Consider the following 24994-nt stretch of genomic DNA (forward strand, 5'->3'; position numbering starts at 1 on the left):
AATTCTTGAAATATCACCTTAAAGTCACAGTTCAATTATAGTATTATTATCCTTCTTAACGGGTTTTCCCTGTTCATCGACAGCACCAAATGCTTGAAAATATTTATTTATTTCTGGGGGAAATTGGGGAAAGTCAAATTGTTTATCACCATGGGCAATGTCAGCCCAAAAATTTCTTAATATAGGTGCATACTTTTTCGCTTCCTCTTCTTTGAGATTGAGAGGAGGAGAGGTTAACATCATCATCATAAAAGAAAAAGAGCGATCGCCCATCCATTTTTGAGAAAATTCGGCTAAATTATCCATTTCCGGCAGTTTTGTGATATGATGAGACTCAATAATTAGCCTGTCCCGTGTCAATGACAGAATGCGGTAAGGATGAGGGTAGGTGATTAATGAGCCAGTAGTAATTTCTTGTATATCCCCATACTTAGCAACATCTTGAATATGTAAATGTCCTGTAAAAATCAACTTTACTCCATACTTTTCTAAAATAGACAATAAACGAGGGGCATTATCTAACATATATCGTCTTCCGAGAATATGAGTTGACTGTTGAGGTAAATGCTCAATTACATTATGATGTATCATCAACAAAACTAATTTATCGGTAAGATTAGCTAAAGTTTGTTCTAACCATGAAAATTGCTCATCTTTTAAATACCCTTGCTGTTTACCACCTCGATCGAAATTGTTAGAATTTAAAGCTACTAACTGTAAATTGGGTGCAATCTCACAAGTATAGTCAAGATTCTTTGTCGCACTCTGATAACCGCACTTTTGATAATACAGAGGAAAATCTTGAAAAGCAATTATATCTTCATTGCCATTTATGCTAGGTATATCATGATTACCCGGTATCACATACACAGGGAAGGGTAATTTTTCCAGTTGAGTCTTCAGCCAACAATGATTAAGTATTTCCCCATCTTGAGTTAAATCCCCCGGCAAAAGAAGAAAATCTAAATTCAGATTTTGGAGATGTTGTAAAACTACTTCTAAGGCTGGTATGCTGAATTGAGTTAAATGAAAACGTTTAGCCTCAGCATCAATAGTTTCTGGCAAGGCAATATGTAAATCACTAGCAATAGCAAAACGAATATTCATAAAAATTGAAAATAAAGATAACGTCAAGATTAAGGAGGAAAATTCATTGGCTAGAGTGAGAGTGCGTCAACACGTTAATCCCCTAAGTAGTAAATATCAACAATCTATTTCTTTCCCTGATTGGAGTCAAGTATATTCTAATCTATCCTTGCCTTTTTATCTTGATTTAGGTTGTGCAAGGGGGCGTTTTTTATTACAGATGGCACAACAATATCCTGAGAAAAACTATTTGGGTATAGAAATCAGAGAGGCTTTAGTGGATGAAGCTAATGAGATGAAAACTGATCATAATCTTACCAATCTTCATTATCTATTCGCTAATATTAATTCTTCTTTAGAACAACTATTGACTTCTTTACCTCCGAATAGTTTAGAATTAGTTATGATTCAATTTCCTGATCCTTGGTTTAAGAAGAAACATCATAAGCGTAGAGTGGTACAACCTGAGATAGTGAAAATTTTAGCTAAATTTTTGAGAAAGGATGGACGTATTTTTATTCAATCTGACATAAAAGAATTAGCAGAGGAAATGTGCCAGATATTTTTAGAAAATCCTAATTTTATCTCTCTCTCCCCTGATATTTGGTTGTCAGAAAATCCTTTAGGAATAATGACAGAAAGGGAAATTGCTACCTTGAATAAAGGTGAAAATGTTTATCGTGCAGTTATGATGATGAAATAAGGCAAACTAGCTGATAATTTATTGTTAATCTCAAGTTATACTTAAGAAGAATATAATTCGTATTTTTTAACGGCTTTTTCTTGCCTTAATAATCCTAGTGTAATAACCAACATGACTAGAGAATCACAAATTACTCAATCTTTGCCTCCAGCAATTCAAAAAGTGTCTAGGAATCTCCAACTGTGGGGATTTTGGAGTTTTTGGTTACAGCTAGTCTTGGGGATTATTTCTGCAGTCACGCTTCTTTTTGCAACACCTGCGTTATTTGAAGCGAAAGAAAATACTAGGGGTATTCAGTTTGGCATTTTTTCGGCTTTTATCAGTGTATTGTTATTAACGGTTGCTATTGTTTTAGCTTTCCGTTATGGTAAAATAGGCAGGAAAATAGAAAATCGAGATCCTGCTCTACGTCCTAAGAAGTCGGAAACGATACGTTTAATAAGAATTGGTTTGATTTTTAATTTAGTGGGAATGCTGTTTGCTATTATTGGGGCGGAAACTCTAGTAGGCTTGGCTTTGGCAAAGTTATTAACTCTAGCACCTCAATTAATTAGCCCTAACCCTCAACAGTTTGTTAACTCTCTTGATTTATTGATTATTCAGGCAAATACTAATACTATTACTGCCCATTTTACAGGTATTGTGACATCTTTAATCTTACTCGATCGCATCAGCAATTAGTCTGTAGTGAATGGTGAATAATTGATAATTAATAGTTGATAATTAATAATTCAAAATCCCTAACACCCTAAGCCCTTATCTTCTCCTCTCACCCTCTCCCTCTACTTATTACTTCCTTCTGACTCCTACTTATTTATTTCAACATCATGGAAGAATTAGAAAATCATCAATATTGGATGAGTCAAGCCTTAATTATGGCAAAAGAAGCAGGAGATAGAGGAGATATTCCTGTTGGGGCGATAATTGTCGATAATCACAATAATTTAATTGCAAAAGCGAGTAATCAGAAAGAACTACAAAAAAGTGCGATCGCCCATGCAGAAATTTTAGCGATAAATCAAGCTAATCAAAAGTTAGGCAAGTGGCGTTTAGATAATTGTACATTATATGTCACTCTTGAACCATGTCCCATGTGTATTGGTGCAATCATTCAAGCTAGAATCAAAACTCTTGTTTATGGGGTAGATGATTTCAAAACAGGTGCAGTGCGCACTATTTTAAACATTCCAGACAGTGAAGTTTCTAACCATCGCTTACAAGTTTTTGCAGGAATTCAAGCAGTCGCCTGTGGAGATTTATTGAAATCATGGTTTAATCAATTAAGACAAGGTAAAGAGTAAAGGGCAATGGACAAAAGTAAATAATTAATAACTTCTAACTATTAAATCCTAACTCTTAACTCTCATCCTCATTACTCATTAATTATTTCTCCCTCTCAACCCTCCCCTCATCCCCTTATCCCCCTATCTCTCTAACCATCCATTACCTCTTATTCTCTCTTGATTTGATATTGACAAAAATCTATCCATTGATTATTATGGATTAACAAAGGTCAATAGATAAGGAGATAGATGTTTGATACAAGCCACCCTACATCAATTAAAAGTATTTGAAACCACTGCGAGACTAGGCAGTTTTACCAAAGCCGCAGAGGAGTTAGAAATAACCCAACCCACCGTATCTAGTCAAGTGAAGCAGTTAACAAAAACCGTTGGTTTACCTTTATTTGAACAAATTGGCAAGCAACTTTATCTCACCGATGCGGGAAAAGAATTATTAAAAACCTGTCAAGATGTCTTTTCTCAGTTGGAAAACTTTGAGATGAAAGTCGCTGATTTAAAAGGCACGAAAGAAGGTAAATTACGTTTATCCGTGATTACTACAGCTACCTATTTTATGCCTCGTATTTTAGGGGCTTTTTGTCAACTCTATCCAAATATTGATGTCGCTCTACAAGTTACAAATCATGAGCAGATGCAACAAAGGATGAGTAATAATCAAGATGATTTATATATTTTAAGTCAACCGCCAGAGGATATGGATTTAAAAAGTCAACCTTTTATTGATAATCCCTTAGTTATGATAGCAAGAAAGGATCATCCTTTGGCTACCCGTCAAAATATTTCTCTTGAGGATTTACAATCTTATCCTTTTATTATGCGCGAATCTGGTTCGGGTACACGTCAAGCTGTACAAAATTTGTTCAAGGAGCATAATATCAGTGTTAAGGTGCGATTGGAATTAGGTAGTAATGAGGCAATTAAACAAGCAATTTTAGGTGATTTAGGAATTTCTGTATTGTCTAAACATACCCTAACTACTGCTTGTCATGAGGATTTAACTATTTTAGATGTTCAACATTTTCCCATTTCTCGACACTGGTATATTAACTATTTGAGTGGAAAACAATTATCAGTTATCGCACAAACTTTCCTCGATTTCTTATTAGATAGAACCCAGTTAATGGAGGTTTAAATATTTAATGAAAAGCACTTAGACTGTGTTTTAACTATTCCTTAAATTTACCGCTTATTTTAAATCAAGTATTTTTATATCAACATATTTAAAGCTATTTAATAGCTATAAATTCTCTTGAGTGCGATAGAGTTTTTATTTTATATTTATAGTAGCACAAAAGAGATAGTAATACTCAAGTGCTAAAAGCAGATTTCTAATTTTTAGCGATGAAAGTCCATATTTTTGCTCTTGATAGATTCAAGAAAATTATTATTTTTGAATAAGTATGATAGCTTATTTGAATAATAATTGTGCGCTTGTGTCTTTTTGTATTTTCAAAAGAAATGAGTTTACTTTTCCTTAAACAGACTAGGTAAAAATACTCTTATTTATTATTTTGATGTCTAGTATAAAATAATTCTTATCCAAAAAGTTGGACAGAAGAAAGAAATTTATGATTAAGTATAGATAGATTTTTAAATACACAATTGCTGTAAGTAAATGATATAAAAAAACATGAATTTTTTTAGTGAAACTATCTGGTTTATCCCTTGTTATACCCTGATTGGGGGCTTAATTGCACTATTATGGTCGCCCGGTATCATACGCAAAACGGGATCTCGCCCCGCAGGTTACGTTAACATTGTGATGACTTCTCTTGCGTTTATTCATAGCGTTGTTGCTTTGTACCAAATTTGGGAAAAACCTGCCCAAGAATTCCGGTTTACCTGGTTAGAAGCGGCAGGAGTAAACATTTCCTTTGATTTACAGATTTCTTCTGTGAGTGTCGGTGCTTTGGCATTGATTACGGGATTAAATGTTTTATCTCAAATTTATGCTATTGGTTATTTGGAAATGGATTGGGGATGGGCAAGATTTTACGCCCTCATGGGTTTCTTTGAAGCAGGGATGTGTGGTTTAGTCTTGTGTAATTCCCTTTTCTTTAGCTATGTCTATCTGGAAATTCTCACTCTTGGCACGTATTTATTGGTGGGGTTTTGGTTTGCACAACCTTTAGTTATTTCTGGGGCTAGAGATGCTTTTTGGACAAAGCGAGTGGGTGATATTCTATTATTGATGGGAGTAATTGCTATTTATCCTTTTTCTAATACATGGAATTATAATTATTTAGCTTTTTGGGCGGAAAATTCCCCCATCGATAGCACTCTTTCTACTTTACTTTGTTTAGCTCTGATTTCAGGTCCGATCGCAAAATGTGCCCAAGTACCGTTACAATTATGGTTAGATGAGGCGATGGAAGGCCCTTTACCTGCTTCTATCCTTCGGAATGCCATTGTGGTGACGGTTGGTGCTTATGTTATCATCCAGTTACAGCCTGTTTTGGCAATGTCTCCTATTGCATCCCAAGCATTAACAATTATTGGAGTCATAACTGCTATTTTAGCTAGTCTTATTTCTATTGCTCAAGTGGATATAAAACGAGTTTTATCCTATATTGTTAGTGCTTATATGGGGTTAGTTTTTATCGCTGTCGGCACAAATCACGAAAAAACGGCATTAGTTTTAATCGCAGTGTATGCAGTGGCAATGGCTTTGTTGTACATGAGCATCGGTGCAATTATTATTAGTAATATCACTCAGGATTTAACCCAATTGGGGGGATTATGGAAAAAACGCCCCTTAGCAGGTATTGCTTTTTTGGTGGGTAGTTTTGGTTTAGTGGCTTTTCCTCCTTTGGGTGGTTTCTGGATATTACCCCAGTTAGGAAATGATTTTTTTGTTTCTCAACCTTGGTTAGTAGGGGTGTTATTAATCGTCGATGCTTTAACGGCTTTTTCTCTCCTGCGAACTTTTTGCCTCATATTCTTAGGTGATTCCAAACAAATGACAGTGCGATCGCCTGAAGTTTTGTGGGCAATGGTATTACCAATGATGATTTTAACGGGAGTGACATTACATTTACCTTTAGTTTTAGCCCAATTTAATTTAATTAGTTTCCAAGGAAATTTAAACATTTTCTTTAGTGTTTCTACTTTAATTGGGGTGGTATTAGCAATGTTAATTTATGGCAAAAAACCAGCCGATAAAAGTGTTGATATAGTGCCTGAATTTATCCGTAATTTCTTTGCTAATGATTTATATATTCAAGACATTTATAAAGTCACAATTGTGGGCATAGTAAATGTTACTGCAAAATTAGCTTATTGGTTCGATCGTTATATTGTTGATGGAGTCGTTAATTTAGTGGGTTTAAGCACTATTTTTGGTGGACAAGCCTTAAAATATAGCACATCTGGACAATCGCAATTGTATATTTTTTCTATTCTTTTAGGCTTAATATTTGTTGCTATTATTTTTGGTCTAACTCAGTTTTAGATGTTAGATTTTTGCTAAATATTACATGATAAACTTTCTCAGAGTAATACTTTTTTAAAAGTAAGAAAAGAGAAAAACTAGAGATTTAATTATTCGATTTTGTTTCTGTGATGCTTAAGATTTTTCAGCAATTATTCTTTCATCGCAACCCCAAATCAGTCATCAAAGTTACTCCTCCCTTAACTACTCAGAGTTTTTTGGAGGAATGTCCTAAAATCATTTAGGACTCATATATTAAGTCAACTAATAAACATTATTACAATGCTATCATCATGATTAATTTGTTGTTAATTTTTCCGATTTTAGGGGCGATTATAATTGCTATTTTGCCCCCGCAGAAAGAGAGTCATATTTCCAAAAGCATTGCTTTAATAACAAGTGCGATCGCATTTTTTATTAGTATAATAATAGCCCTAAATTTTGATTATCAAGCAGTAGGATTACAACAGTCTTTATCCTTAGAATGGTTACCCTTTTTAGGCTTGAATTATACCGTAGGAATAGACGGCTTATCTTTACCCTTAATTATTCTCAATTGTCTAACTGTAACCTTGACATTTTACAACGGAGAATTAGATAGTAAAACTCTTAATAAGCCCAAACTTTATTACATCCTCATTTTACTTTTAACTACCTGTGTTAATGGTTCATTAATCGCCCAAAATCTACTATTATTTTTCATATTTTATGAAATTAAATTAGTGCCGATTTACCTTTTAATTTCCATTTGGGGTAGAGATAAAAGAAACTATGCGGCAACAAAATATTTATTATATACAGCCTTCTCTGGTATCTTTCTACTGACTGGTTTTTTAGGTTTAAATTTTCTTACCAATGCCAATAGTTTTGACATTGAGATGATTTCCAGCGAAGTCTTACCCCAAGCAAAACAGATACTTTTACTTTTAGCTATTGTCATTAGTTTTGCCATCAAAATTCCTATATTCCCCTTCCACACATGGCTACCTGATGCCTATACCGAATCCTCAACCCCTTTATCTATGTTATTAGGGGGAGTTATCTCAAAATTAGGCACTTACGGTTTAATTCGTTTTGGTTTACAACTATTTCCAGATGTTTGGGGTAATGTATCACCTTATTTAGCCATTTTAGCGGTAGTCAGTGCTATTTACGGCTCATTAGTAGCAATTTCCCAAACAGACATCAAAAAAATGGTTGCCTATGCCTCTCTCGCCCATATCAATTTTGTGGTGTTAGCGACGGCCGCAGGTTCATCTTTGAGTATATTAGGCGCAATTTGTCAAATGTTTGCTCACGGTTTGATAGTGGCTTTGCTATTCCATTTAGTAGGCATTATCGAAGCGAAAACAGGCACAAGGGAATTATCAGAATTACATGGTTTAATGAATCCCTATCGAGGTTTACCTTTTGTGGGGGGTTTAATGATTGCCGCCGTAATGGCTAGTGCTGGAATTCCGGGGATGATTGGTTTTATCGGAGAATTTCTTTCTTTTCAGGGTAGCTTTAGTGTTTTCCCTATTTATACCCTAGTTTGCTTAATTGCAACAGGTTTAACTGCTGTTTACTTTGTCATTCTCCTCAACCGTGTTTTCTTTGGCAGAATGGAGAATAAGACAGGGTATTTACCGAAAGTAGAATCTTTTGAGCGTTTACCCGCAGTTATTTTGGCGGTGATGATTATTTTCTTCGGCTTACAGCCTTCTTTTTTAACTAATCTTAGCGTTAATACTAGCAGTGCTATCAGTATCACTGTGCCTTCAGTGACTGCACAAAGTGTGGCACCGCAAACGGCACTTTTTCAGTAATTAGCTATAAATTTTCATCCTGAAAAGGTGAGCTAGGAATTGAAAAATATTCAAATCTTATGGAATTAGGATGTTAGAAAGATTTAGATGTCATTAATTATCAATTATCAATCATGAAAACAGCAACAAAAATTCCTCCTTCCACTCACGAATTTGCCGAAGTTATCCATCGTTTGGAAGCTGGTGGCTCAATGTTACCAGATACCCCAGAAAATTTAATGCAAATTATCGGTATCTATAAGGCTTATGCTATCCCGATGGATTTTTACTGGCGTGATTTACTCTATATTGCCGAAAGAGTTTTTCTTAATCCCCTTCCTTTCTTTAAATATTTTATTTCTCAAGAGTATCTCGATTTACCTAATCATTACGCTGGAGATACTGCCGATTTGAGAATATGGCGAGGGCAAGCTAGCGCCCATCCTGAATTACTTGCCTTCATGGAAAAAGGAGAAACAAGTAAAATGCCTAAATTATTCCATCATTTGATGCACGATCGCGTTAATATGGAGTTTGCTGAGGCTTGTATGCGGGCGATGTTATGGCATGGTAGAGATATGGGTATGGGCAAGTTTGACGCTTATCTCGACAGTGATGAGTATAAAGCCAATGCTGATAAAGCCATTAAAGCCTATTTCAAGGGCAATCCTCTGATGTTAGGCTTATATAAATTATTCCCTGAAATGTTCCTAGAACAAGTACGCCAACTATCCTATTATGCTAATCTGGGTTTATTCTGGGAAATTATGACCGCAGTATTTCTGGAAATGTCAGATATTTACGATGAAGGCGGTTTTAAAGGAGTGCCAGATGCCATGGATTTTCTGGTTAACGGCATATTTGCGATCGCAGGTCGTCCCATATATCATCATGTATATATAAAAGGGGAATGCTATGAGATTATACCCAAATCCAAAGGCTTTACATGGTTATACGAAGCCGCCCTTCCCTATGTAGAAGCGGTATTTTATCGCACCGCCCCCTTTCGAGGTACAAAATCTTACAATGCCCAAGCCCATCAAGTACCCCACGAACAAAAAGACTTCCATTATGGTATTCTCTATGCAGATGTTTTCCCCGTTGGTAGTGCAGGAATTCCCCCCACATTACTAATGGATGATATGTTGCATTTTCTCCCTGACTATTTGGTGGAATACTATCAAAAACACTGTCGAGGGGAAGATGATATGTTAATTCAATTAGGGGTAACATTTCAACGATCAATGTATAATGTTACTTCGGCGGTAATCCAAGCATTACGCACCGCTCTTTTGTATCCCCTTGATGACGATAATCCCAAGCACTTAATGAAAAATCGTCAATTTTTTGAAATGCAAATGGATAGATTTAAGCGCCCAGAAGCAAGATTAAGGGATATTCAATCTCAAGATTACCGTTAATACCAGAGTTCGGATTTTGGAGTTAAAAGTGGTAAATATTGACAAAAAACATTGATAAATTGATTTTTTGCTTCTATTTCCCTTGTGTCAATGGATTCATAAATTCTTCATTTTACATTCTTAATTCTTAATTTTTATTATGCCTACCATCGTTGATATTGCCGTTAATAACGATAACTTTAAAACTTTAGTTGCCGCAGTTCAAGCCGCTAACCTAGTGGATGTGTTACAAAGTGAAGGACCTTTTACCGTGTTTGCCCCTACCGATGATGCTTTTGCGAAACTACCTCCCGGCACAGTTACCACTTTAGTACAAAATCCTCCTCAACTGGCTCGAATCTTAACTTATCATGTGGTTGCAGGAAAACTCATGAAAACTGATTTAGAAAAAGTTGACGCTGTCACCTCTGTGGAGGGTTCACCAATTACTGTTGATTGTAGTGATAGTTTTGAGGTAAAAAATGCAACAGTCATTATGGCGGATATTGAAGCTGATAACGGAGTCATTCATGTGATTGATAATGTTATTTTGATGGGGTAGATTGGGGTATTAGGTGTTAGGGGTTCAGAGTTCGGAGAGTTCGCTGCGCTCGTTCCGCAAAGCGGTACGGGGTTAGGAGAGTTCGCTCCTTTCAGTAGTGAATGGAGTTATTAATTATTATCAACTATTTACCTTTGCCCAATGCCGCCCTTTTAAATCTTCTTTTCATCGAACATAATGAGTGACAATTTATCTAATCATTTTAGTCAAGAATTATTGGATTTCGATCGCAATCATATTTGGCATCCCTACACGTCATTAATTAATCCTTTACCCACTTATCCCATTGTCTGTGCCGAAGGAGTGAGGTTAATAATGGATAATGGGAAACAACTTATCGATGGAATGTCTAGTTGGTGGACTGCAATTCATGGGTATAACGTGCCAGAATTAAATCAGGTGGCAAATGAGCAGTTACAGAAAATGTCTCATGTTATGTTCGGAGGGATTACCCATAAACCAGCCATCTTACTATGTCAAAAATTGGTGGAAATTACCCCAAAGGGTTTAGATAAAGTTTTTTTAGCGGATTCGGGTTCGGTTTCCGTAGAAGTAGCTCTGAAAATGGCGATACAATTTCAACACTCCCTAGGGCAACCCCAGAAAAATAAGTTTATGACCATTAGAAGGGGCTATCATGGTGATACAACGGGAGCAATGTCTGTATGTGATCCTGAAGGGGGTATGCACCACTTATTTAGGGATTTTTTACCGAAACATTTTTTTATAGACAAGCCTCAAAAAAGATTTGGCGAAACCTATGAGGAGGAGGAGTTTTTTTTCTTAGAAGAATTTTTCCGTCTTCATAGTCATCAATGTGCAGGTTTTATTTTAGAGCCGATTGTGCAAGGGGCGGGGGGAATGTGGTTTTATTCTTCTCAATTTTTAGGGAAAATAAAAAGTCTGTGCGAAGCCCATGATATGCTTCTAATTGCCGATGAAATCGCCACTGGTTTTGGGAGAACGGGAAAACTGTTTGCTTGTGAACACGCTGGTATTTCTCCTGATATTCTTTGTCTGGGAAAAGCCTTAACGGGGGGTTATATGACTCTTGCGGCGACTATTTGCACCCAACGGGTAGCGGAAACTATTTGTCGGGGAGAAGCGGGTGTATTCATGCACGGTCCTACTTTTATGGCTAATCCTTTGGCTTGTGCGATCGCATCTAAAAGTATTGAATTATTATTGAATTCTGATTGGCAATCTAGGATATTAACCATTGAAAAAGAGTTAAAACAAGGGCTGAGTAAAGCAAAAACCCTAGAAAAGGTGAAAGATGTTAGAGTATTAGGTGCGATCGGTGTAATCGAACTTCATCAACCCGTTAATGTTGCCCATGCTCAAAAATTCTTTGTAGAAAAAGGGGTTTGGATTAGACCATTCAGAAATTTAATTTATATTATGCCTCCCTATATTATCAACCAAAAGGATCTCAGATTATTAACTTCTACTATGGTTGACTATTGCCAAAAAATTAACACGTTGGTGAATTAAGCTATTATTTCTAACAAACCTGACACCTACCGTTATCCGATATTCTTAAACTCAAATAAGGTTACTTAGAATCGAAAGGAAAATGCTAATCTAACCTGAGTTTTGGATAAGCTGAAAGTATTATTGTCTCGTAGTCAGAGATATAGCTTATTAGAAATAACGATAAAATTGCCTTAAACCGAACTAACGTAAAATCAATTTATTCAGCTTTTTTGTCAATAATTATTGCTTTTAACTCCGAACTCCGAACTCCGAACTCCGAACTCAGGTTAATCTATAGAAAACGTACAAAAAAACAAGTATGTGGAAAGCATTAATTAGTTTGGTTATTTTTATCACTGCTGGTTACTGGTTTGTAAATCAATACTTAAGTCAACAATCATCTGAGCCAACTCCAGAAGAAAAAGCAAAAGAAAATAAGGTTGTAGAAGAATATAAAGACAAACTTAATGAGAATCTGGAAAAAGGTAGTAAAAGATTTAAAAATTTAGATCCCCAGAATCAATAAATATAGCTCTATCACTTCTCGTCGTGTAAATTATTGGTTAGGGTAGGCGGCAATAGGCAAAAGTCAAGGGGTAACAAGGGGCTTAAACCTCTTGCTAATTAACCCTAACACCTGCAACCTGATACCTAATCTTATCCGATATTCTTAAACCACACCGAGGTTACTTATTTTAATTCCGAACTCAGATGAGGTTGATTTAATCCTAGTACGACAGTAAAGTATAATTGAGAATTATTTTCTATCCATAATTAACTTTATTTTCCTAAAAATGGCGATCGCAATTGATTTTGGTACAAGTAACACTGTCATTACTCGCATCAACCCTGTGACAGGGGAATCAGAAATTGTAAAATTAGCCAATCTTGCTCAAAAAAATAGCAGTATTCCCCCGATAATTCCTAGTTTAGTATATATAAATAATGCTCATAATGATGATGTAATTATTGGTCAAAAAGTTAGAGATAAAGGTTTAGATAGTAAAAATAATCAGCGTTTCTTTAGTAATTTTAAAAGAGGTATCGGTACTGATATTCAAGGATTTTTACCTATTTTAGATGATAAACAATTAGATTTTGAAAAAGTTGGAGATTTATTTTTAAGTAATATTTTACAAGAATTAAAGGGCGAATTAGACTCTTTAATTATGACTGTGCCAGTAGATAGCTTTGAAAGTTATCGCTATTGGTTAACGGGGGTTTGTGAAAAGTGGAATATCGACAAAGTCAGAATTATTGATGAACCAACGGCGGCGGCTTTGGGTTATGGTACAGAGGAAAATAATTTAATTTTAGTGGTAGATTTCGGCGGAGGTACGATCGATTTTTCCTTAGTAGAGTTAGATTTAGGAGAAAAGAAAAAACCTCAAGGATTTATATTGAAATGGGGTGAGAAGCTATTAGGAGAAAGCTCGGCTCAAAAAACAAAGTTAGCCAAAGTTATCGCCAAGGCAGGGGCAAATTTAGGGGGTTGTGATATAGATAACTGGATTTTGAACTATTTTCACGAAAAACAAGGGGTAACAAAGTCTTCTCTAACTAGCCGTTTAGTAGAAAGAATTAAGATTCGTCTTTCTCAGACTGAAGAGGCTCAGGAGGTCTTTTTTAATGATTTGACCCTAGAAACTTCCGATTTAAGCCTAAATAGAGAAACTTTTGAAGAAATACTCAACCATAATCAGTTTTTTGCTCAACTAGATACTCTGATGGAAGGAGTCTTACAACAAGCAAGAGGTAACGGTGTCAACATCAATGATGTTAATCGAGTTTTATTAGTGGGAGGAAGTGGACAAATTCCCGCCGTTAATCAATGGTTACAGCAATATTTCCCTCTCGAAAAAATAAAATGCGATCGCCCTTTTGACGCTATTGCCATGGGTGCATTAAAATTAGAGCAGAATTTACAGATCAAAGACTTTCTTTATCATAGCTACGGAATTAGATATTGGAATCGTCGGCAAAAACGTCATGATTGGCACACCATTATTCCTAGTGGGCAACCTTACCCTATGACACAACCCAGAGAATTAATTTTGGGGGCTTCAGTGGAAAATCAGCCTAGTATTGAATTGATTATTGGTGAGTTAGGGCAAGAAAATACCTCTACGGAAGTTTATTTCGATGGTGAGCGTTTAGTTACTCGTAGTATAAATCGAGGAACAAGTCAAGTACAACCGTTAAATGATACGGAAGGAGGGAAAACCATCGCCCAATTAAATCCTTTAGGCAACCCAGGGAGCGATCGCATTAAGGTATTATTTAAAGTAGATGAGGACAGGTGTTTAAAAATTACTGTGGAAGACTTATTAACCGATGAAATTTTGTTAGATAATGTTATGGTGGCCGAGTTGAGTTAAAGCAAGACACTTTTTTTATAGTCAATAAAATATGGATCAAAAAATATTTTCTCCTAGTTTAAGTCAACACATCGAAGCGATTTTATATCTAAAGGCTCAACCAACTACTCTACAAGAAATTGTTACCCTAACCAATCATTCTACAGAAGAAGTACAAGAGGCTCTCATTCAATTAATGTCTGATTATGCTTATCGTAACAGTGCCTTAGAAATTATTGAAACAGAACAAGGTTATAGTTTACAATTGCAGTCAGAATATTTATCTCTACTTGCTAATCTTGTACCCGCAGAATTAAATACAGCTACCCTTAAAACCTTAGCTGCGATCGCACTTCAAAGCCCTATACTTCAGAGTGACTTAATAAATCTAAGGGGAAGCACCGCTTATCAACACGTTAGCGAATTAGTGGAATCTGGCTTTATCCGTAAACGGCGACAAGAAGAGGGGCGATCGTACTGGTTAGAGGTTACTGACAAGTTTCATAAATATTTTGAATTTAATCAAGCTCAAACAGAAGAAGAATGAAATGAAATTCAATTAGAAATTAATTATAAATGAAACAATGAATTTAACTCCATTAATAGGCATTACAACCTCAATCTTTCTCCTTAGTCAAAACCCGACTCAAGATAAATTCAACACCTTAAAAAACACCCTAGAAAACTATAATTTCAATGTAAAAATAGAGCCTCCCCCCCTGAGAAGCACCTATGGTTTATTGCAAGTAAAAACCCGCACGATTTGGATAAATCCTATTGTATTTGATTTACATATTGCCCTCCCTACCTTAATTCATGAAGCAACCCACGCCGCCCAACTATGTGCGGGGAAAAACGAAATTACCGCTCTTAATCTGTCTTTATCTCCTCCCAATATTGCTCGTCCTTATTTTACTCACTACAATCATGGTTTAAGGAGACATTTAGAAGCCGAAGCTTATGCCGTACAAACTCACTCTGAAGGCTATGATTTAGTTATATCTTTATTGAATAAACATTGTCGATAATTTAATTTATAGCGTTTCCCAAAAATATGAGGTACAGTTTTTTTACACCATTGCAATTGTTGCCTATTCCCCATTCCCGAATGTAGATAAGTGGTGTGCCTCATCATGATAAAAATTACAGAATTACTATATTATTAAACCTAACTGAAGTTATCTCAATTAGTTCCGTAAAAAAACCCCAAGAGTAAATATCATGGTCAAAACATACTCAACGTCTTACAATTAATATATATATTAATCACCATGAGTAGCATTCAGCTACTAAAATATTTACCCTTTTGGGAACTAAAAAAATGTCATATATTGATATATCAGTGGCAAAATTGAATTTTATGCAGTATTTCACAAGAAATTTATGTGCTTTACTCTTTTTTTCTCGAAAATCTATTGGCTAATCTCAAAATTTGTCCTGCTAACATGGCGGCCCCAAAACCATTATCGATATTAACCACTCCTATACCAGTGGCACAAGAATTAAGCATAGTTAACAATGCTGATAAACCTCCAAAACTTGTACCATAACCAATGCTTGTTGGCACGGCAATGACTGGGCAATTAGCCAAACCTGCTACAACACTGGGTAAAGCCCCTTCCATTCCCGCAACCACAATTAAAATATCTGCTTGGGTGATGAGATGACGATGATTCAATAAACGATGTATTCCTGCCACTCCCACATCCCATAAACGCTCAACGGTAAATCCACATAATTCCCCCGTTATAGCGGCTTCTTCGGCTACTGGTAAGTCGGCTGTACCCGCAGTCACGATCGAAATTTTACCTTTGTATTTATCACTATTTTGCCCGATCGCAGCTATTTTTGCCAGAGGGTAGTAACGTAAATCTTGTATCTGTTCTTGTAAAGTTTCTGCTACATCAGCTTCTAAACGGGTAGCCATCACAAGGGGAGAATTTTGTCTCATGACATGGATAATTTGTCTAATTTGTTCTGGAGTTTTGCCCTGACTCCAAATCACTTCTGGAAAGCCCGTGCGTAGCTGACGATGATGATCAATTTTTGCAAAGTTGTCTATGGCCTCAAAATTCAAATGTTTCAGCTTTTCCACCCCTTCACTGGGGGAAATTTTTCCTTCTGCTATCTGGTTTAATAGTATCTCTAATGAGGTGCGATCGACCATTATTAATGATTAGGTAATGAGTAAGAAGATTCGGAGTTCAGAGTTATTAATTGTTAATTGCTAATTGCTAATTACTAATTCTTCATTATTGTTTCCAGATTTGTTCTAGGATTTTATCTGTGGGAATATCGGCAATTTGAGAACTTAAAGACTGAATACCAAAAACTCGATCGCATTTTGGTGGTAATAATTTGGTTGTTTTGGTAGGACCGAATAAAGCAATAGTATAGACTCCCACTGCAATAGCTAACTGCATGGGTGCGCTGTCACTACAAAGCATTAAATTTGCTCCAGCAATTATTGCCGCTAATTTACCAATATCGGGAGGGCTAACCACTTTCACATAAGGACATAAAGAAACTATTTCCGTTGTCCATTCCAAATCATCTGGCCCGCATAACAAGACAATAGGAATGTCAGGTTGCTTCATGTGAATGTCCTCAATCACCCTTTGCCACTTAGGTACAGGATAAATCTTATTAATACCTTGATAAGCCGTTAAAATACTAGCACCACCGTGAATAATAATATAGCCACTATCTTTAATTCTCAATCTTTTTTGTTCATACTCCGCCCATTCAATATCTTCTTTTGGTACGTTTATACTTAAATCAGGACAGGGAACATCAATCTTTAAACCCTTAAGTAAATCATGATACATAAAAGGGATATACTGATCGGTATTTTTGGGAACAGTACAATTGAGAAACCAAGAATTAGAACTTTGATAGCCCACCCGAGTCGGAATCCCATCAAGCCAAAGCAAGAAACTTACAATCCAATTTTTTTCGAGAGTAATTACTAACTCATATTCTCTATCTCTAATCATGCCCAAGAGATTAAGATAGTCTGCCAATCCATTTCTATCTTGAAAATCAAAAACCAACACCTCTTGCACATACTTACAAATACGATAACTATTTTTACTCCTCGGTTCAACAATCACATCAATAGTTGCTTGAGGGTATTTATTTTTTAGGGTTTGTAGAGTTGGGAAAAAGAGAATTTGATCGCTAATGCCACCCGGAATCAAAACTAAAACACGCATAATAAAAATATTTTATAAATAATTTCTGAGGATAATTTTAACCTTTAAATAGCACCTAAAACCCAACATCAACAATTATGAATTATGAATTACAAATTATAAATTAAGGGCAAAGGGCATAAAAATTATTCCTTAGTTTATAATAATCCCTTACCCCTCACTGATAGGCAGGGCTGTTTCAAAGTAGAAATACAAAAAAGCTAAAACTATTGCCAGTAAAAGAATATAGCGTTTTAGAGCTTTGAGGATTAAGAAGTAGTTAAAAATGTTTAGATTATCAATTTATAACCATAAACCATTAAAAACTATTGCAAGAGTGCCTATTCCCCATTCCCTGCCTTAACCAGAAAATTTTAGAATGAAACAGCCCTGCTCACTGATAGGTTAGTCAATAACTGCATTAAGTAAAACATCAGTCAAACTCATATTGTCCAAATCATCCATTGTGATGGTATCAACAATATCAAATTTTGCCCCCGCTTCTTGTAATAAATCATCAAGGGCTTTGAAATATTCCTTCGCTTTGGCATCTTGCCCAATTTGGATAAAAGAAATTCCTAATTCTTCATCTCGATCGATTTTTTGACTAGCATTAATAATTAAACGAATTATCTCTTTTGGTTCATCAGGAATACCATCAGTAATAACTAAAATAGTTTCCCCATTTTCCTTCGCTTTGCCTTCCGCCTTACGTTGAAAATAATTATCCAAAGCATCTTGTAAAACACTCTTTAAATCTGAACTGCCCATTGGCTCGTTTTGAGCGTAGATTTCCCTAATCTTGTCAGAGTTAACATTATCATAACGTCTAAAACGCCCTGAAAATAAATAAACAGTAATACCATCACTATCTAATTCATCGCATTTTTGGGCTAACGCAATGGTGGACTCTTGGGCAATTTCCCATCTAGTTTTTCCCGTACCATCATCACTGTTTAAACTACCACTTTTATCGATGATTAAAGTATAGTCTCGATTAGTAACAATTGATTCAATATTCATAAAATATTATTCCTTGTATTGCCTTCTAATCAAAATCATAGCTAAAAAATTTGTTTTGGAATTGTAAATTATTCTTGCGATTTTTTTCAGAAATTTTAGATCTAAGTTACAACGGATTTATGAGTAAAATTTACAGTTCGTAAAATTATTATTTTCACTATGGAAAATCAGCAAAAATATCGTATGATTTGTACCCTAACTTTTGGGGATATTTATGGTCAAATAATTGTATGGTTAGGAGTCATTTTTATTAGCCTTGCTAGTACATTAGCTCTATGGAGTAGCACCCGTCAAATTTATGCTTTTGCTACCGTTGCCATTGTTTTGGTTTTATCTCTGCCTTTCCTGTTATTTGCATTTGTAACCACTTTATTTAATCATATTGAATTTGTACCTATGGAACAAACCGAGAGCAGTAAATCCTCTAATCGTGCTAAATTTAGTGGCAAAACTGCTCAAGTATCTAGTTAACATTAATTCTTCAGCAATAATATTGGGGTTAGGTCGGTTTGACGGTTTCAGGTGGCAGGTTTTAGGTAAATATCTGATGAATGAGTAGTAGGATTAGCCAATGTTTTCTTTTTCCATTTCAACTTCGGGATTTTGTTCAATGGCAGGATAGGTAGTGAGTTTGGGTTGTAAGCCTAGAACCGATTTTAATTTGAGCCATGCCCAATTATTCCACCATCCCACAATACCATCAGGTAATACCGTCACTACCATCAGGAATAATGCTCCCTGAAAGAAAAGCCAAATTTCTGGAAATTCTTCACTCAGGAATGTTTGTCCAAATCTTACTAATAAAGTACCTATTATCGCTCCTAATAATGTTCCTCTACCGCCGACGGCAACCCAGATAACCATTTCAATGGAGAAAGCAACTTCCATAATACTGGGAGTAATAATCCCCGTTTGTAGAGTGTATAAAGCCCCTGAAACTCCCGCGATCGCACCTGAAACCGCAAATACTAAAACCTTGAATCCTGTGGGATTATAGCCAGAAAATCTAACTCTATTTTCATCATCTCGAATAGCTATCAACAAACGTCCGAATCTGCCACTGGTTAACCAACGACAAAGAAGATAAGCCAAAAGTAAAAAAAGAATTGTAAATTGATAAAAGGCAAATTGAGCAGTTTGAGAACTAGCAACCACACCAAAAATAGTTTCAGTATCTGTTTTTAAACCATTAGTACCATTAATTAGTTTCTGTTGTCCGTTGAAGAAGTTAAAAAACACAATGAGTGCCGCTTGAGTAATAATCGAAAAATAAACCCCCTTGATGCGATTACGAAAAACTAAATACCCCAATATACCAGCAACAATAGCCGGAATGACAAAAATGGCAACCACAGTAAAAGGGAAAGAATAAAAAGGTTTCCAAAACCAAGGCAACTCACTCACACCATACAGAGTAAAAAATTCTGGTAACTGCCCATCGGGTAATTGTAATTTAAGGTACATGGCAATACCATAACCACCTAAAGCAAAGAAAATTCCATGACCTAAACTGAGTAACCCTGTATATCCCCAAATTAAATCAATCCCTAAAGCAACAATAGTCAAAGCTAAAAACCTACCCAATAACTGCAATCGAAAAGGGCTGAGTATAAGAGGCAAAATCAACGACAGAATAATTATTGCCCCAACGGCTATAGCTATTTCTATTAAAATTTTACGCTTTTGTTCTTGTCTAATTTGAGAAAACGTAATATTAGTCACAGTTTTTAATTCGTCATGAAGTTTACTTTTTGATCATCTCATTATCAATAAAAGTGTATGTATATTTAGTTAATTTGAATACATTTTTGCCTTTACTCTTTATCTTTGCCAACATCTCCAAACTTTATTCCTTCGGCATAGCCGCAAAAATAGCGTCTGCATCCACCGTCACAATAATTTCACCATTATTTTTAATCCAATAACCTCTCAAAAATGGTGCTAATTCAGGAGTGACTGCCGAAGCAGGAGGAGAATGAATTTCGCTGGTGTCGCACAATTCAATATCATTTACATCGCTAACAATTAAACCAATTAAATCACCAGAAGCACTATTTCTTAAATTTTGACTGCTAGGATGAATAACAACTGCTTTATGATTGGAGGCAACCACTGATTGTTGATACCAAGGAGTAAAACCTAATAACTGTCCTAAATCTATCATCCAAACAATTTGCCCCCGCCAATTATATACTCCTATTACCCATGAGGGCATTTCAGGAATCGGAATAATTTGCCCCAAAGGTATTTTCAACACTGCGGCAATTTCTGATAAAGAAATCATTAAGTTTGTGTCTGGTAATAAGACAAATTTGAGAAACTGTTGTTGAAAAACAGTATTTTGACGGGAAGACTTCGCAACAGATAAAGGAGATTCACTCATGATATTTTACGTGTCGAATCTAAAAAACATTGTATAACAGTTCTATGTTAGGTTGTGATATGTCGAACAATAACAAAAAATGTGCAGTAATTATTGTTTTTCAAACCTCACTTTTAAATTTTTACCCCTAAAAGTGATACAACTCAAATAGAATCAATATAGACAACTCCTACCCCAAATATTGTTTGTAATGGGGATTTGTGATCATGAATGAGTCAATAACTATAATTTTCCAAGACATAACCCGTAAAATCAGATTATGACTTTTGCCTGTATAATTTTTACTTAAATATTATTTAAAGATTAACTCATTGGAGATGTCTAATTTTTTGCAGGTTGATCAACTAAATTAGTTTTTTGACGGCACTGAGGAATTCTTCTTTATCCACTGGTTTTGGAATATAAGCATCTGCACCCTGCTTCATTCCCCAAAATTTGTCCATCTCGCTACCTTTTGTAGAACACATAATAATAGGTATTTTACCTGTATTTGTACCTGATTTTATTTCTCGACATACTTCAAAGCCACTTTTCCCCGGCAAAACCACATCTAAAACCACTAGATCAGGTGTATTACCTTTAATTTTTTCAAGGGCTTCCTCTCCACTTTCGGCGGTTGTAACACTAATACCCAATTCCTGTAAATAACCTGTTAAAATTTTTCTTTCAGTGGAAGAATCATCAACAATTAATGCGTTTCCCATATTTTTATTACCTCTATATGTTTGTTATTTGGATACTGCTTAACAATTAAATAATAATAATTATGATATAACAATACCTAGCGTCATTTTTGCGAAATTCGTTGTTATTCCCTCATAAAACAATGATTTGGAAAGAATAACTTAAGCAACACCTATTTTTAAATGTTTACGGATGGTTTCTAAAACCAAAGCAGGATCAATGGGTTTACCTAAAAAGTCTGATGAGCCAACCATTTTCGCTCTTACTCTATCGACAATACCATCATTTCCTGTGAGGATGACAATGGGGGTATGTTTAAAAAATGTTAGTTTGCGCAGTTGGCTACAAATTTCATAACCGTTGGCATTAGGCATAATCAAGTCGAGAAAGATAATATCTGGTTTTTTTGATAGTAAAATTGCGATCGCTCTTAAAGCATCATTAATACCAACAAAGTTATAACCAGCTTCAGTGATAATTTTTTCCATGGTTTGACAAATCAAGGGGCTATCGTCAACACAGGCAACAGTTATTTTCTGATTGTTGAGAATACCACTGTCAGAATCATTCCTTTGAGGTAATTTAGGGGGTTCTATATCATTGATTTCAATTAGTCTAACTAATCCCCTTTGGATATAGGGTAAAAGAGAGCGAGTCACTGTAACAACATCTCTTTTCATTCTTACAGATAAATCTCTAAGAGTCTGCTGTCCATCTAAAAGTTGACTGAGGGTTTGATAAATTTGTGGATTAGTTTGCTGTTGCAACTCTTGAGGTTGTGCTATGATAGGTGCCATATCAGGAGAGCGATCGGCAATTTTTGCCCCTTGCCATGCTTGCCACAATTTTTGAGCTTCTGCAATTAATTGTTCTGCATCAATTAAAACTAAACGAGTGGAAAAAGGTAAGTTTTTATCCGGTTTTAACTGACAAGTTACCTGCATAGCCTGAGTAACATCAAACAAAACCTCAACAATATTTTGACGAATCATTTTCGCCGCTTGTTCAAGAGTTATTTTCTGTTGCTCTACCCAAAAACATAACAACTCATATTCCCAACAATTATTTTCTCCTGTCAAATCCAAACTATCTACATCAGCTTGAATTGCCGCCATGTGAGAAGGAATATTAGGTAAGTGGGCAACTAAATTACGACGCCACCTTCTGACGGGGTGATTTCCTCCTGTGGCATAAACCAATCTTCCTAAATACAGATAAAACACCCATTTACTGTGATTGGGTCCTGTGAGCAGAAGTTGACCACTAAAACGGGGCTGTTTTAAATTCTCAAAAAAACCCGTTTGTTTGACACCTGTAAACTCTTTAAACGGTATTGGGTTAGAAGCGTTTTCGTTAGAATTCATTTACTCTTATATGTTTTAATATATTGACCGATGATAGCTTGAAGAATAATTAAAAATAAACAATCAACTTTACTTACCTATGATAATATCCTAGCTTGATTTAGCATAGAGGAATTAGATTTCAATATTCAGAGTTTGAGGATTGGGGAGAAACGAGTTCAGAGTTAGGAAAGAGGTTTCAGGTTTCAGAGTATTGTGAGGTATTGGGATATTGGGGTTTATTTTAAGGGGAGACACAGAGGGGTTTGCCTCTTGCGTTGCCCCTTGCTTTATTTTACTTTGCTCTTTGCCTTCACTTTCCTAATATAGATTGATTGCGAGAAGCTAAACGGGCTTTTCCTGAAGTTGCCCAATTTTGTAAAAATTCGATCTGTTCTTTGGCAGTACGGGCTAAAGGTATAATTTGACTGGCGGCACTTAATATATCTTCGGTGGTGAAGTCTCGATTTTCACTGAAGCCAATGTGCATTGCTTCTATTATAGTTTGTTCGATTTCCGCTCCCGAAAATTCTGGAGTTTCATAGGCAAGGCGTTTAATATCGTAGGTTTGCAGGTTATGGGGGCGTAGTCTGTTTAAATGTACTGTAAAAATAGCCTCTCTTTCTGCTTGGGAGGGTAAGCCCACGAAAAAGACTTCATCAAAACGCCCTTTTCTGAGTATTTCAGGGGGAAGGGTTTGAATATTATTGGCAGTGGCGACAACAAAAACGGGGCTTTGTTTTTCTGCTAACCAAGTGATAAATGTACCAAATACCCTTGAGGTTGTACCAGAATCCCCTTTACCGTCTGCTCCTGCAAAACCTTTGTCTATTTCGTCAATCCAGAGAATACAGGGAGATAGGGCTTCAGCTATTTGTATCATTTGTCGGGTACGGGATTCAGATTCTCCCACTAAACCACTAAATAGTCTTCCGACATCTAGCCTTAATAGGGGTAAATGCCAATGATGAGCGATCGCTTTTGCGGTTAATGATTTTCCTGTACCCTGAATACCCACAAGTAGTAATCCTCTGGGATAAGGTAAACCATAGGCTCTGGCAGATTCACTGAATGCCCCTCCTCTTCGCAATAACCACTCTTTGAGGTTGTCTAAACCGCCAATGTCGGATATTTGTTCTTTGGTGGGGTAGTAGTCAAGGATTTGTGTTTGCCGTATGGACTGTTTTTTTTCCTCTAGTATCAGTTCCACGTCTTCTCCTTCTAATTTGCCATTTTGTGCGATCGCCCTTGTTATGACCCTTCTAATGCGTTCTAAAGACAATCCCTGAGCAGAGCGAACTAACTCTCCTAAAAATTGTTCGCTAAGATTTTGACGGGTAGCCGATAAAAGTCGTTGAATTTCACTCTTGATTTCTTCGGCTTGGGGTAAGGCAAACTCGATAATGGTAAATACTTCTCTTAATTCTGTGGGCAGATTAACTTCAGGGGCAATAATAACGATATTTTTTGGTTGGGCTTTGAGACTACGAGCCAAATTACGCAATTTACGAGAGATAGAAATGTCTTCCAAAAAACGGTGAAAATCCCTCAAAATAAATACTCCTCCTGTGTTAGATGGTAATTTTTCTAAAAACTCTAACGCTTGTAATGGATTACGTCTGCCAAAATTGGCATTGTTAGGATTATCTTGATAACCTTCCACAAAATCCCAGATATATGTATGACGATTACCTAAACTTTGTGCCACAGATGTGATCGCTTTTTCTACTCTTTCTTCTTCCTGACTGGGAATATAAATGAGGGGATAACAAGCCCTTAACAAGAGGGAAAATTCTTGATTAAATTGGTTCATGATAATCTTTTGTATTTATTATGATCAATATCTATATAGGTTAAAAATAATTTAATTGATCTTAACCTTATAATTTGCTTTCAAAGTTTGAGCGTTTCCTGATTTATAAAGAGCAAAGTAAAAAGAGCAAGAGGCAAACCCCTCTGTGTCTCCCCTTAACCTTTTAGTTAAAATGTATCGAAAAAAACTGTCTTGAGTAAAGGATTAGAGCTAAGATAATAAGGTTATATAAAAAATGTCTATGATGAGATAAAATTTGGTGAGTTTTCCTATGTTTTGGGAAAAAATAACCATTTGACCAACATATCTTCATTATTTAATAATGATTAATTGCTACCTAAGTTAGATTAGTAAAATAAAATAAGAGCAAGTTGTTCGTAACTAGACAAGAAATAAACTAGAGAAAAACTTGCTTCTGTGTGTGCTGTGAATCATTTTAGGTTAGTGAT

23 protein-coding genes are annotated in these 24994 nt (G+C 35.8%); 14 read left to right on the forward strand and 9 right to left on the reverse strand.

All coding sequences use genetic code 11. The features are described 5' to 3' along the window. Positions 1–24: 24 nt before the first annotated feature. Complete coding sequence (locus Dongsha4_RS06385; protein ID WP_330204868.1) at positions 25–1107, reverse strand: metallophosphoesterase family protein; 1083 nt, start codon at positions 1105–1107, stop codon at positions 25–27. Positions 1108–1153: 46 nt separating this feature from the next. Here Dongsha4_RS06385 and trmB point away from each other — a divergent pair, with 46 nt between their 5' ends. The 13 genes from trmB to Dongsha4_RS06450 all read left to right on the forward strand — a co-directional run bounded on the left by trmB (position 1154) and on the right by Dongsha4_RS06450 (position 15133). Continuing rightward, positions 1154–1789, forward strand: coding sequence for a tRNA (guanosine(46)-N7)-methyltransferase TrmB (trmB, locus tag Dongsha4_RS06390; RefSeq protein WP_330204869.1), 636 nt, complete (start codon positions 1154–1156; stop codon positions 1787–1789). Positions 1790–1900: 111 nt separating this feature from the next. Then, a complete protein-coding gene (locus Dongsha4_RS06395) occupies positions 1901–2470 on the forward strand; it encodes a DUF3611 family protein (RefSeq protein ID WP_330204870.1) in 570 nt (189 codons plus the stop codon). A 146-nt stretch (positions 2471–2616) separates the two neighbouring features. Next, the gene (gene tadA / locus Dongsha4_RS06400; protein ID WP_330204871.1) at positions 2617–3090 is read left to right on the forward strand and encodes a tRNA adenosine(34) deaminase TadA; all 474 of its coding nucleotides are present in this window, start codon (positions 2617–2619) and stop codon (positions 3088–3090) included. A gap of 235 nt (positions 3091–3325) precedes the next feature. Then, entirely contained in the window at positions 3326–4225 is a 900-nt protein-coding gene (locus tag Dongsha4_RS06405) for a LysR family transcriptional regulator (protein ID WP_330204872.1), read from the forward strand. 498 nt (positions 4226–4723) lie between these two features. Next, complete coding sequence (locus Dongsha4_RS06410) at positions 4724–6544, forward strand: NAD(P)H-quinone oxidoreductase subunit F (RefSeq protein ID WP_330204873.1); 1821 nt, start codon at positions 4724–4726, stop codon at positions 6542–6544. 272 nt (positions 6545–6816) lie between these two features. Beyond that, complete coding sequence (locus Dongsha4_RS06415; RefSeq protein ID WP_330204874.1) at positions 6817–8331, forward strand: NADH-quinone oxidoreductase subunit M; 1515 nt, start codon at positions 6817–6819, stop codon at positions 8329–8331. A 113-nt stretch (positions 8332–8444) separates the two neighbouring features. Beyond that, positions 8445–9731, forward strand: coding sequence for a CO2 hydration protein (locus Dongsha4_RS06420; protein WP_330204875.1), 1287 nt, complete (start codon positions 8445–8447; stop codon positions 9729–9731). Positions 9732–9870: 139 nt separating this feature from the next. Beyond that, complete coding sequence (locus Dongsha4_RS06425) at positions 9871–10272, forward strand: fasciclin domain-containing protein (protein ID WP_330204876.1); 402 nt, start codon at positions 9871–9873, stop codon at positions 10270–10272. Positions 10273–10449: 177 nt separating this feature from the next. After that, on the forward strand, positions 10450–11766 hold the full coding sequence (gene bioA, locus Dongsha4_RS06430; RefSeq protein ID WP_330204877.1) for an adenosylmethionine--8-amino-7-oxononanoate transaminase: 1317 nt from the start codon (positions 10450–10452) through the stop codon (positions 11764–11766). A gap of 301 nt (positions 11767–12067) precedes the next feature. Continuing rightward, positions 12068–12274 carry a hypothetical protein gene (locus Dongsha4_RS06435; protein ID WP_330204878.1) on the forward strand — a complete coding sequence of 69 codons (207 nt, stop codon included), beginning with the start codon at positions 12068–12070 and terminating at the stop codon, positions 12272–12274. Positions 12275–12542: 268 nt separating this feature from the next. Next, positions 12543–14126 carry an Hsp70 family protein gene (locus Dongsha4_RS06440; RefSeq protein WP_330204879.1) on the forward strand — a complete coding sequence of 528 codons (1584 nt, stop codon included), beginning with the start codon at positions 12543–12545 and terminating at the stop codon, positions 14124–14126. A 31-nt stretch (positions 14127–14157) separates the two neighbouring features. After that, on the forward strand, positions 14158–14652 hold the full coding sequence (gene scpB, locus Dongsha4_RS06445) for an SMC-Scp complex subunit ScpB (RefSeq protein WP_330204880.1): 495 nt from the start codon (positions 14158–14160) through the stop codon (positions 14650–14652). A 37-nt stretch (positions 14653–14689) separates the two neighbouring features. Continuing rightward, positions 14690–15133 (forward strand): hypothetical protein, encoded by a 444-nt coding sequence (locus Dongsha4_RS06450; RefSeq protein WP_330204881.1) that lies wholly within the window; start codon positions 14690–14692, stop codon positions 15131–15133. Positions 15134–15495: 362 nt separating this feature from the next. Here Dongsha4_RS06450 and larB read toward each other — a convergent pair whose 3' ends face one another. The 3 genes from larB to Dongsha4_RS06465 form a co-directional block, all read right to left on the reverse strand. Further along, entirely contained in the window at positions 15496–16272 is a 777-nt protein-coding gene (gene larB / locus Dongsha4_RS06455; protein ID WP_330204882.1) for a nickel pincer cofactor biosynthesis protein LarB, read from the reverse strand. An 85-nt stretch (positions 16273–16357) separates the two neighbouring features. Next, positions 16358–17320, reverse strand: a complete 963-nt coding sequence (locus Dongsha4_RS06460; protein WP_330204883.1) for a glycosyltransferase family 9 protein — start codon at positions 17318–17320, stop codon at positions 16358–16360. Positions 17321–17704: 384 nt separating this feature from the next. Continuing rightward, entirely contained in the window at positions 17705–18322 is a 618-nt protein-coding gene (locus Dongsha4_RS06465; RefSeq protein WP_330204884.1) for a VWA domain-containing protein, read from the reverse strand. Positions 18323–18481: 159 nt separating this feature from the next. Here Dongsha4_RS06465 and Dongsha4_RS06470 point away from each other — a divergent pair, with 159 nt between their 5' ends. Then, the gene (locus Dongsha4_RS06470; RefSeq protein WP_330204885.1) at positions 18482–18793 is read left to right on the forward strand and encodes a hypothetical protein; all 312 of its coding nucleotides are present in this window, start codon (positions 18482–18484) and stop codon (positions 18791–18793) included. A 93-nt stretch (positions 18794–18886) separates the two neighbouring features. Here the strand turns inward: Dongsha4_RS06470 and urtC are convergent, their stop codons facing one another. The 5 genes from urtC to Dongsha4_RS06495 all read right to left on the reverse strand — a co-directional run bounded on the left by urtC (position 18887) and on the right by Dongsha4_RS06495 (position 24545). Continuing rightward, the gene (gene urtC / locus Dongsha4_RS06475) at positions 18887–20044 is read right to left on the reverse strand and encodes an urea ABC transporter permease subunit UrtC (RefSeq protein ID WP_330204886.1); all 1158 of its coding nucleotides are present in this window, start codon (positions 20042–20044) and stop codon (positions 18887–18889) included. Between the two features lie 124 nt (positions 20045–20168). Beyond that, entirely contained in the window at positions 20169–20705 is a 537-nt protein-coding gene (locus tag Dongsha4_RS06480; protein ID WP_330204887.1) for a chemotaxis protein CheW, read from the reverse strand. Between the two features lie 344 nt (positions 20706–21049). Further along, on the reverse strand, positions 21050–21409 hold the full coding sequence (locus tag Dongsha4_RS06485; RefSeq protein ID WP_015220395.1) for a response regulator transcription factor: 360 nt from the start codon (positions 21407–21409) through the stop codon (positions 21050–21052). 141 nt (positions 21410–21550) lie between these two features. Then, positions 21551–22753 carry a response regulator gene (locus Dongsha4_RS06490; protein WP_330204888.1) on the reverse strand — a complete coding sequence of 401 codons (1203 nt, stop codon included), beginning with the start codon at positions 22751–22753 and terminating at the stop codon, positions 21551–21553. A gap of 292 nt (positions 22754–23045) precedes the next feature. After that, a complete protein-coding gene (locus Dongsha4_RS06495) occupies positions 23046–24545 on the reverse strand; it encodes an AAA family ATPase (protein ID WP_330204889.1) in 1500 nt (499 codons plus the stop codon). Positions 24546–24994 lie beyond the last annotated feature (449 nt).

It is taken from the genome of Cyanobacterium sp. Dongsha4, assembly GCF_036345015.1.
Taxonomy (GTDB): domain Bacteria; phylum Cyanobacteriota; class Cyanobacteriia; order Cyanobacteriales; family Cyanobacteriaceae; genus PCC-10605.